Origin of the sequence: Brevundimonas sp., from assembly GCF_044239655.1 — a bacterium.
GTDB lineage: Bacteria > Pseudomonadota > Alphaproteobacteria > Caulobacterales > Caulobacteraceae > Brevundimonas.
Genome location: NZ_JBIIAY010000128.1, coordinates 1 through 8851 on the forward strand (window position 1 = coordinate 1; position 8851 = coordinate 8851).

The window sequence follows — 8851 nt, forward strand, 5'->3', positions numbered from 1 at the left end:
CGCCTCCTCCACCGAGGCCAGCGGCACGACATCGAACTGCCCGGAATACAGCGCCACCGTCCCGTCCGAGAACATCAGCGCCGGATCGTAGTCGGCCTCCAGGTCGCCCGCCTGCGGACGCATCACGATCCGCACGTCACGGGGCACCGGCGATCCGTCGACGGTCCTCAGCACATCGTAGCGCCCTTGCCGATCCAGGATCACGCCCGGTGTCTGGACCTCCCACCACGCCGGCCGCCAGGGCGTGCGCCCGACCCTCAGCAGGGCCGACCGCTGGAACGCCCAGACGGCTGCGTCCTCATTCAGCCGGTAGGTCACCGTCCAGGTGTCGCCGTCGCGCAGCACCGCCGCCTCGACCCGGTCACCACCGTTCTGGATCACCGATGCCGGTTCGGCAACCGACGCCGCGCACGCCCCCAGTGCCAGCACGGCACAGGCCAGGACGGACAACAGTTTCGGCGTTCGAAAGCTCATGCCCGCGCCATACCCAGCCCGACGCATCCCGTCACCTTAAGCCTTCGTCATGCCGAGGCGTCCATCGCCGCTTTCGCCGCCGCCAGCTCCCCCGCCATCACGGTCTTCAGCCGCTGCGGCGCCACGATCGACACCTGATCGCCCCAGGTGAACAGATGCCAGGCCAGTTCCCGCATCCCCGACGCCCGGAATCGCACCTCGACCCCGCCGTCCGGCAGGTCGTCGATCGTCTGGGTCGGATGCCAGCGCCAGCCCCGCGCCTCGGCCGCGCCGCCCGGCGTGACCCGCAATACCACATCCTCGATCTCGTCCTGATAGATGCCGAAGGACTGGCTTGCGAAGACGTTTAGGTCGAACTCGGCCGGGGCCGTGGCAACGCCTTCACCCGGCGCCACCGCACTCATCCGGTCGAGCCGGAACGTCTGGATCCGCCCGCTCTCCCGGTCCGCCGCCACCAGATAGTTGGCCCGCCCGAACATCACCCCGCACGGTGCCACCGACCGTCTGCGCGCCTCCGCGCCCGGCCGCGCATAGGTGAACTCCAGTGGCGACAGCCCCAGGATGGCCTCGCGGATCGCCGCCAGCATGGCCTCGTCGGCGGATGGCCGGGGCCCCGCCTGCACCGCGATCGTCTCTGCCCGCACCAGCGCTTCCAGATCGGGGGCCAGCCGGTTCAGGGTCGTCGACCGCATCGCCGACTTCAGCTTGCGTTCCAGGCTTTCCAGCGCCGCCGCCCGGCCCGCCTCCCCCGTGGCCCGCAACCCCTGCGCCGCCTTGGTCAGCTCGATCAGCTCGGCCGTCGTCGGGGCCTGTTCGAACGCCGACAGCCCGCCCCGGATGCGCCACCGCTTGGTCGGCGGATCGGACACCTCCTCCACCGACGGAAACAGCATCAGCACCGCGTCCCGCAACCGCTCGGCCGAGCGCCGGCCGACGCAGGCCTCGCGCGCCATCTCGTCCAGCGTCAGCCCCTCGGCCGAGGCCGCCATCCGCCGCGCCAGTTCGATGACCAGGACCGCCTTGTCGTGCCGCACGCCCGCCTCCGCTTGGGTACGACCGATTCTGACGTATCGCCGTTGCAATGTCCATCATCGCAACCGACCGACCCACGGAGATCACGACATGGCCCGCGCCTTTGCTCCCCACACCGCCGTCAACGCCAGCCGCTATCTGATCGTCCCGTGCGAGGCCGACGGCTGTTCCGACCTGGCGGTCATCTGGGATCGTCTGGAGGAACAGGTCATCGACGTCATCAGCGCCGCCGCCTCGCACCGTTACTCCGACGAGGACGCCCTGTGGGACGAAGCCCGCGGCTGGAACGACGCCGACCTGCGCATGGCCGCTTGATCGGGGCGGACGAATGACCTTCGCCGTATGGGCCGTCGTCATCATCCTGGCCGCGATCTGGCTAGGCACCTGGGTGCTACAGATCGCCCTGATCGTGCTGGACCTCGCCATCACCGCCATAGTCTGGACTGCGGCATTGGCGATCGGCCTCCTCTGGCTGGGCTCGCGCGCGATCTCCGAGCGGATCAGGCCGGCGTGAGGCCTCAGTCCGGATACCGGGCCTTCAGCGTCTCGACGCTCCACCGCGCCATCTCGCCGACTACGGCCGGATCGACGTCGGACAACCGGTTCACATAGATGCAGCCCTTGCCGCTCTTGTGCTTGCCCAGCCGGCCCAGAAAATCCTCCCGCGCCTCCTCATAGGCCGCCATATACAGAACCAGGTTCGTCTTCCTCGGCGAGAACCCGACCAGGGGCGCATCCCCCGAGTGGCCGCTGTCATAGACATAGTGGTAGCGCCCGAACCCCACGATCGACGGCCCCCACATCGTCGGTTCCAGCCCCGTCGCCTCGGCGATCAGGGCACAGACCGCCTCTCCGTCCGCCCGGCGCTTCGGGTCCTCGACCCCCGCCAGAAACTCGGCGACGCTGACGGCGGTGGGCTTGGTCTTGGCTTCGGCCATGGCGCTCTCCTGACCCACCGAGGCTATCACGCCCCGCGCAAATGTCAGCCGCCGGGCGCGACCGCCACGCTACCCGCCCGGGCCTTCGCCGCCGACGTGCGCCGGGCCAGCCAGCCGTTGACCCGGTCCCGCCCCGGAACCTCGACCCAGCGATAGGTCAGGACCGACACCCCGACGATCACCCCGATAACCGCCAGCGCCAGCAGGTCGTTCAGCCACACCGACCCCAGGTCGATCCGCCGCCCGCCCGGCATCAACGCCATCTTCCTCGCCGCGATCAGCATCAGGGTGATGATGAACATGTGGACCATATAGATCGAATAGGACCAGTGCCCCAGCGCCAGCATGGGCCTGACGGCCAGCACCCGCGCCACCAGCCCCCGCTCCTCGGCGAAGATCCAGATGCTGATCGCGAACACCACCGGTGCCAGCACCGTCCACGGCCCCGTCGCATAGGACACCCACACCCCCGTCCAGATCAGACAGGCCGCCTGCAACACGCTGGCCACGGCCGGCGGGAACGTCGGCGGTCGCCACAGCCAGACCCGATGCACCAGACACCCCAGGAAGAATCCGTAGGCCGCCCTCGGAAACCCGAAATTATGGGTCGTGTTCATGAAGCCGGGGGCCAGCAGCACCACGGTCAAACCCCCGACCACGATGATCGCCAGGCTGATCGGCACGAACCGTCGGCGCGCGATCACCATCAGCACGGCGAACAGCACATAGGCGCCCATCTCGACCGAGATGCTCCACGCCGGCCCGTTCCAGGTCTGGTAGTCGTGAATGTTGAAGGCCTGGATCAGCGCCAGGTTGGTGAAGATCGCCTCCACCGACCGGTCCCGCACGAACGGCGTCGCCGCGTCGATGTTGAACCACAGCCGGCATAGCTCCAGCCCCACGAACGCCGCCAGCATCACCGCATGCAGGGGCCAGACCCGGCCCATCCGCTTGACCAGGAACGGCCACAGATCGGCGACCCGCCCCAGCCGCGCGCCATAGGCATGCGCAATCACAAAGCCCGACAGCACGAAGAAGAAGTCGACGAACAGATACCCGTGCCGGGTCAGCGGCAGGGCGTGGAAATGGCTCGCCACCGGCATGTGGAAGAACACCACCAGCACCGCGCACAGTCCGCGCAGTGCATCCAGCACGTCAAATCTCTGAGGGGCCCCGGCGTTCACGGCGCCGTGATAGCCCTAACCGGTGCCGTGCGAAAGCTCGGCCTTGCGCCCGACCCGCCACCCCACGACGCCCGCCAACGCCAGCACCACGGCAGCCATGAAGAAGGCCATGCCTGGATGCGGAATCCACGCGCCCTGTCCGATCGACACCGAATAGATCCAGCCGAAGAACAGCGGCGACATCACCCCGGCGATCGAGGCCACGCTGTTGTTCGCCCCCTGCAACTGGCCCTGTTCGTCGTCCCCGACCTGGCGCGTCATCAGCGCCTGCAGCGTCGGCATGGCCAGCCCCCACAGGCTGTTAGGCAGCATGGCCAGGGCGAACATCCATCCCGTCGGCGCCCACCCCATCATGGCGATCCCGACCGCCCCGAACCCTAGCCCCACCAGCATGGTCCGCCGGTCGCCGAGTCGCTTCGTCACCGGCCCCACGACCAGACCCTGCACCACCATGTCGATGGCCCCGACGCCCGCCAGCAACAGCCCGACCTCGCGCGGCCCCCAGCCGTACCGGTGCATGGCGTAGAGCACGAACACCGCCGAAAACACGTGGTGCGAAAAATACAGCAGGAAGTTCACGGCCGCCAAACCCGTCAGCTCCACGTGCCGGCGCAGCAGTATCATGGCCCCCAGCGGATTGGCCCGCCGCCAGCTGAAGGCCGTCCGGTTCTCGGGCGCCAGGCTCTCGGGCAGGACGAACAGCCCGTAGAGGAAGGCCGCCCCCGACAGCACCGCCGCCGCCCAGAACGGCGCCCGGGGCCCCAGTTCGCCCAGGAAACCGCCGACCACCGGCCCGAGCACGAAGCCGCCCGAGAACGCCGCCCCGATCAAACCGTACGCCCGCGCCCGGTCCTCCGGCGCGGTGATGTCGGCCATGTAGGCATAGATGGCGGTGAAGCTGGACGAGGTCACTCCGCCCAGCAGCCGCCCCACCGCCAGCCACCACAGGTTGGGTGCCAGCGCCATCAGCAGCCAGTCGATCGACAGCCCGGCGCACGAAATCAGGATCACGGGCCTGCGCCCATACCGGTCCGACAGCGACCCGATCACCGGCGAGGCCAGGAACTGCATCCCCGCCCACATGGCCACGAACGCCCCGTTCCAGATCCCCGCCGAGGCCCCCGACCCCGCGAACTCCTCGATCAGCGCAGGCAGCACCGGGATCACCAGCCCCATGGCCAGGATGTCCAGCACCGCCGTCACGAAGATGAAGGCGATGGCCGCGCGGCGTCGTTTAGGGTGCAGGATCGACATGTGATCGCCGCCTTATCCGATCACGACCGCCCTGTCCCCACCCTGACGCGAGGTACGACCCGGGCATTGGCCGGTGCCAGCCACCGCGATCTTTGGGGCCGGGCTTGCCCCGGATAAACGAGGTTGAGAACACCTAGCCATGCTTCCCGTTCCCCATAAAACGACGAAATATTCAGCATCGCTGCTCTTTCTTCGTCACCATGACGACGAAATCACGCTTTCTGAAGTAACCATGAAATCTTTCAACTATCGGCCATGGCAACGCTTGACCTGTCTCTGAACTGAAATCTTTGTGTCCGCAAATCGGCATCTCTGCGTCACCCGCGCGGACAAGCTGGACTGTATTTTTTCAGAAACGGTTGTTATGCGCTCACACCTTCTTGCCTCGACCATCCTTACGGCTGCGCTTGCGTCCTTCGCCGCGCCGGTCCTCGCCCAGACGTCCGAACCCGTCTCGACCGCCCCCGTCGCCGCCGACGCCCAGGACCAGGAACTTGGCGAGATCGTCGTCACCGGTTCGCGCATCCGTCGCGACGCGACCAACTCCCCCACCCCGCTGATCCAGGTGTCCCAGGACCAGCTCCTAACCACCGGCCAGTCGACGGTGATCGACTATCTGGCCACCATCCCGGCCCTGTCGAACTCTGTGGTGCCGTCCGACACGACCGGTTCGGGCCTGGGCGACGGCGGTCTGTCGCTGCCGAACCTGCGCTCGCTGGGCTCCAACCGCACCCTGACCCTCGTCGACGGACGTCGTCACGTCGGCTCCAGCGGCGGCCAGCTGTCGGTCGACATCGACACCATCCCCCGTCTGCTGATCGAGAACATCGAGATCGTCACCGGCGGCGCCGCCTCGGTCTACGGCGCCGACGCCGTCTCGGGCGTGCTCAACTTCATCCTGCGCAAGGATTTCGAGGGTCTGGAGGTCGACGCCAGCTACGGCATGATCAACGAGGACGGCCAAGCCAACCGCCGCATCTCGGCCCTGATCGGCAAGAATTTCTTCGACGACCGCCTGAACCTCTACGCCCACGCCGAGTACGAAAAGGTCGACGAGGTCACCTCGCTCGACATCGACTGGCTGCGCCGCGCGCCCGTCCGCATCGGCATCGACGCCGACCCGACCAACCGCCCCGACGACACCAACCTGGACGCCCGCCTGTTCACCGAAGTGAACCGCATCGACCGTCCCCGGTGGGGCCAGACCACCCTGGCCAACGTCCAGCAGCCCAGCGACCTGACCAACCCCAACGTCCCGTTCGAGAACTGCTTCCCCGGCGGCAATACCCCCGGCAACTTCAGCTACGCCGCCAACTGCTTCGGCGTCACCCCGGGCAAGACCTTCTGGTATGACGGCACGACCGCCCGCCTCGCCGACTTCGGTCAGCGCGTCGGCGAGACCGGTGCCAACCGCCCCTACAACCTCGGCGGCGACGGCGAGAACCCGGCCGAGTTCTCGACCGGCTCGCGCGTGCCCTCATCGGAATCGCAGCGCTACCAGGTCGGCGGCACCTTCAAGCTGACGGACGCCATCACCGCCTATGCCGAGGCCAAATACGTCACCGAAGACACCTTCGACCTGGCCCAGCCGACCTTCTTCGACATCGACCTGGTCAACTCCTACGCCGCGAACGAAGTGAACCCGATCTATGCGGTCAACAACTTCGACCTGCGCTGGACCGACAACGCCTTCCTGCCCCAGAACGTGAAGGACGCGATCCGCACCAACCTGGTGACCCCCTACGGCGCGCCGACCGCGACCGCAGCGGGTGCCGCGGGCACGCCCTTCATCGTCCAGAACGCGCGTCACTCGATGTTCGGCCCTGACCGCACCCAGGACAACAGCCGCGTCCTGCAACGCTACGTCGCCGGCGTGCGCGGCGAGTTCGACCAGTTCGCCTTCGTCAAGGATATCAGCATCGACCTGGGCTATACCTACGGTCAGGTCGAGGTCGAGAACATCGAACGCGGCGTCGACGGCCAGCGTTTCGCCCTGGCCATCGACTCGGTCGTCGACACCGCCGGCATCGTCAACGGCACGCCGGGACAGATCGTCTGCCGCGCCCAGCTTCTGAACAAGCAGAATGTCGCCAGCGGCAACCTGTTCGACTATCAGCGTGGTGGTGATCTGCGTGACACCCAGTACGGCCGCGACGCCATCGCCGCCTGCGCCCCGCTGAACGTCTTCGGCAAGGGCAACCAGAGCCAGGAAGCGCTCAACTACATCGACGCCACCGTCGGCATCACCGAGCGCAATGAACAGCATCAGGCCATCGGCTCGATCTCGGGCAGCCTGTGGGACTTCTGGGGCGCCGGTCCGATCGGCGTGGCCCTGGGCGGCGAATACCGCAAGGAAACCACCGAGGCGACCGGTCGCGACCGCGACACCGACGGCCGCCTGCTGTTCCTCAACACCGGCCCGGACTTCCCCGAAGTCAGCTACGACAGCCAGGAAGTCTTCGCCGAACTGTCCATCCCGCTGTTCCGCGACAGCATCCTGGGTGAATATGCCGAGCTCAGCGGTTCCTACCGCTACGCCGACTATTCGACCGTCGGCGGATCGGATGTCTACGGCGTCAACCTGATCTATCGTCCGATCCAGGACATCACCTTAAAGACCAGCTACAACACCTCGATCCGCGTCCCCGACCTGGCCGAGAATTTCGCCCCCAACAGCCAGACCTTCGCCAACGGCATCGTCGACCCCTGCACCACCGCCAACATCGCGGCCGTGTCGGATGCGGCGACCCGCCAGAACCGGATCACCAACTGTACGGCGCTGGCCGCCGCCCAGGGTCGCACCTTCGACTTCGCGGGGGCCACGGCGACCAACCTCGACGACTTCCGTCCGAACTACACCTCGGGCATCTCGGGCGTCACCGGCGGCAACCCCAACCTGCGGCCGGAACAGTCGGACAGCTTCACCTTCTCCACCGTGCTGCGTCCGCGCTTCATCCCCAACTTCAGCCTGGTGCTCGACTACTACGAGATCACCATCGACGACGTGATCGCCTCGGTCTCGGCCGATACGGCGGCGGCCAACTGCGTCAACGGGCCGACGCTGAACACCGACGCCTGCTCGACCATCTTCCGCAACAATCCGAACATCCCGTTCGGCGTCGGCGCGCCCGCCGGTGACCCGATCGGCGGCTTCATCCAGCGGTCGTTCAACTACGCCTCGCTCAAGACGCGCGGCCTGGACTTCACCGCCCGCTACAGCCTCGACACCGAAGAGATGTTCGGCCGCAGCTTCGGTCGCTTCGACTATTCGATCGGCGGCCTGTGGCTGATCACCCAGCAGCAGTACCTGAACGAGTCGGACGCCTCCGATTACGACGAACTGGCCGGCACGCCCTTCTACCCGCGTGTCCGCTTCACCTCGTCGCTGACCTGGACGCCGAACGACACCTGGAGCGTCAACTGGACCGCCGACTGGCAATCGGCCCAGAACGTCGTCTACTCGCGCGACTTCATCAACAACGCCGACTCGCGTCAGCAGGACGAGCTGGACACCGGCAACTTCGTGCGGAACGACTTCACCGTGCGCTGGAACGTGATGGACGACCTGTCGCTGCGCGCCGGTGTGGTCAACGCCTTCGACGCCGAACAGGCACCCTTCCTGGGCACCACCCTGTATTCCAACTTCGACCCCTACGGCCGCCGCTTCTTCGTCGGCCTGAACTACAAGGTCTGGTAGCCCCGACCTGACGCGGATTCCGGCGTTTGGAGAGACGCCGGATAAAATGACGGCGGCCCGGGGATTGCCCCCTTCGGGCCGCCGTTTCGCCTTTTGCCCGGGACGCCGGGCGGCGTTCCCTGTCCCGGCGGCAGAGGCCTCAAGGCTCGCAGAGCGTAGCGATGCGCCGACCGAAAGGGTGAGGGCGGCCCCAGGTATCAAACTTCAGCAACCCAATCCCTTGCCCTGCAAGGGATTGCCGAAATCTCGAGGCTTTCGACCTGGCGCCGTTC

At 67.0% G+C, this 8851-nt stretch carries 7 protein-coding genes and 1 pseudogene; 3 read left to right on the plus strand and 5 right to left on the minus strand.

Annotated features, from left to right (window positions below):
* Window positions 1-474, minus strand: a pseudogene (locus ACILQR_RS14050) (hypothetical protein); the annotation flags it as partial.
* 47 nt (window positions 475-521) lie between these two features.
* Complete coding sequence (locus ACILQR_RS14055) at window positions 522-1508, minus strand: helix-turn-helix transcriptional regulator (protein ID WP_395652017.1); 987 nt, start codon at window positions 1506-1508, stop codon at window positions 522-524.
* An 88-nt stretch (window positions 1509-1596) separates the two neighbouring features.
* On the opposite strand from ACILQR_RS14055, the gene ACILQR_RS14060 reads away from it, so the two are divergent.
* Complete coding sequence (locus ACILQR_RS14060; protein ID WP_395652018.1) at window positions 1597-1821, plus strand: hypothetical protein; 225 nt, start codon at window positions 1597-1599, stop codon at window positions 1819-1821.
* A 13-nt stretch (window positions 1822-1834) separates the two neighbouring features.
* Window positions 1835-2020, plus strand: coding sequence for a hypothetical protein (locus ACILQR_RS14065; protein WP_395652019.1), 186 nt, complete (start codon window positions 1835-1837; stop codon window positions 2018-2020).
* A gap of 4 nt (window positions 2021-2024) precedes the next feature.
* On the opposite strand, the gene ACILQR_RS14070 is transcribed toward ACILQR_RS14065, so the two are convergent.
* From ACILQR_RS14070 to ACILQR_RS14080, 3 genes are read right to left on the minus strand one after another with little or no spacing between them, the layout of a single operon-like run.
* Window positions 2025-2444, minus strand: a complete 420-nt coding sequence (locus tag ACILQR_RS14070) for a DUF1801 domain-containing protein (RefSeq protein WP_395652020.1) — start codon at window positions 2442-2444, stop codon at window positions 2025-2027.
* A gap of 44 nt (window positions 2445-2488) precedes the next feature.
* Window positions 2489-3598, minus strand: coding sequence for an acyltransferase family protein (locus ACILQR_RS14075; RefSeq protein ID WP_395652021.1), 1110 nt, complete (start codon window positions 3596-3598; stop codon window positions 2489-2491).
* Between the two features lie 45 nt (window positions 3599-3643).
* Window positions 3644-4882 (minus strand): TCR/Tet family MFS transporter, encoded by a 1239-nt coding sequence (locus tag ACILQR_RS14080; protein ID WP_395652022.1) that lies wholly within the window; start codon window positions 4880-4882, stop codon window positions 3644-3646.
* 364 nt (window positions 4883-5246) lie between these two features.
* Between ACILQR_RS14080 and ACILQR_RS14085 the strand changes: the two genes are divergently transcribed.
* Window positions 5247-8579 carry a TonB-dependent receptor domain-containing protein gene (locus ACILQR_RS14085; protein WP_395652023.1) on the plus strand — a complete coding sequence of 1111 codons (3333 nt, stop codon included), beginning with the start codon at window positions 5247-5249 and terminating at the stop codon, window positions 8577-8579.
* Window positions 8580-8851: the final 272 nt, after the last annotated feature.

Coding starts and splice junctions, on each gene's coding strand:
- ACILQR_RS14060 (WP_395652018.1), top strand. CDS start 1,597: ATGGCCCGCGCCTTTGCTCCCCACACCGCCGTCAACGCCAGCCGCTAT.
- ACILQR_RS14065 (WP_395652019.1), top strand. CDS start 1,835: ATGACCTTCGCCGTATGGGCCGTCGTCATCATCCTGGCCGCGATCTGG.
- ACILQR_RS14070 (WP_395652020.1), bottom strand. CDS start 2,444: ATGGCCGAAGCCAAGACCAAGCCCACCGCCGTCAGCGTCGCCGAGTTT.
- ACILQR_RS14080 (WP_395652022.1), bottom strand. CDS start 4,882: ATGTCGATCCTGCACCCTAAACGACGCCGCGCGGCCATCGCCTTCATC.
- ACILQR_RS14085 (WP_395652023.1), top strand. CDS start 5,247: ATGCGCTCACACCTTCTTGCCTCGACCATCCTTACGGCTGCGCTTGCG.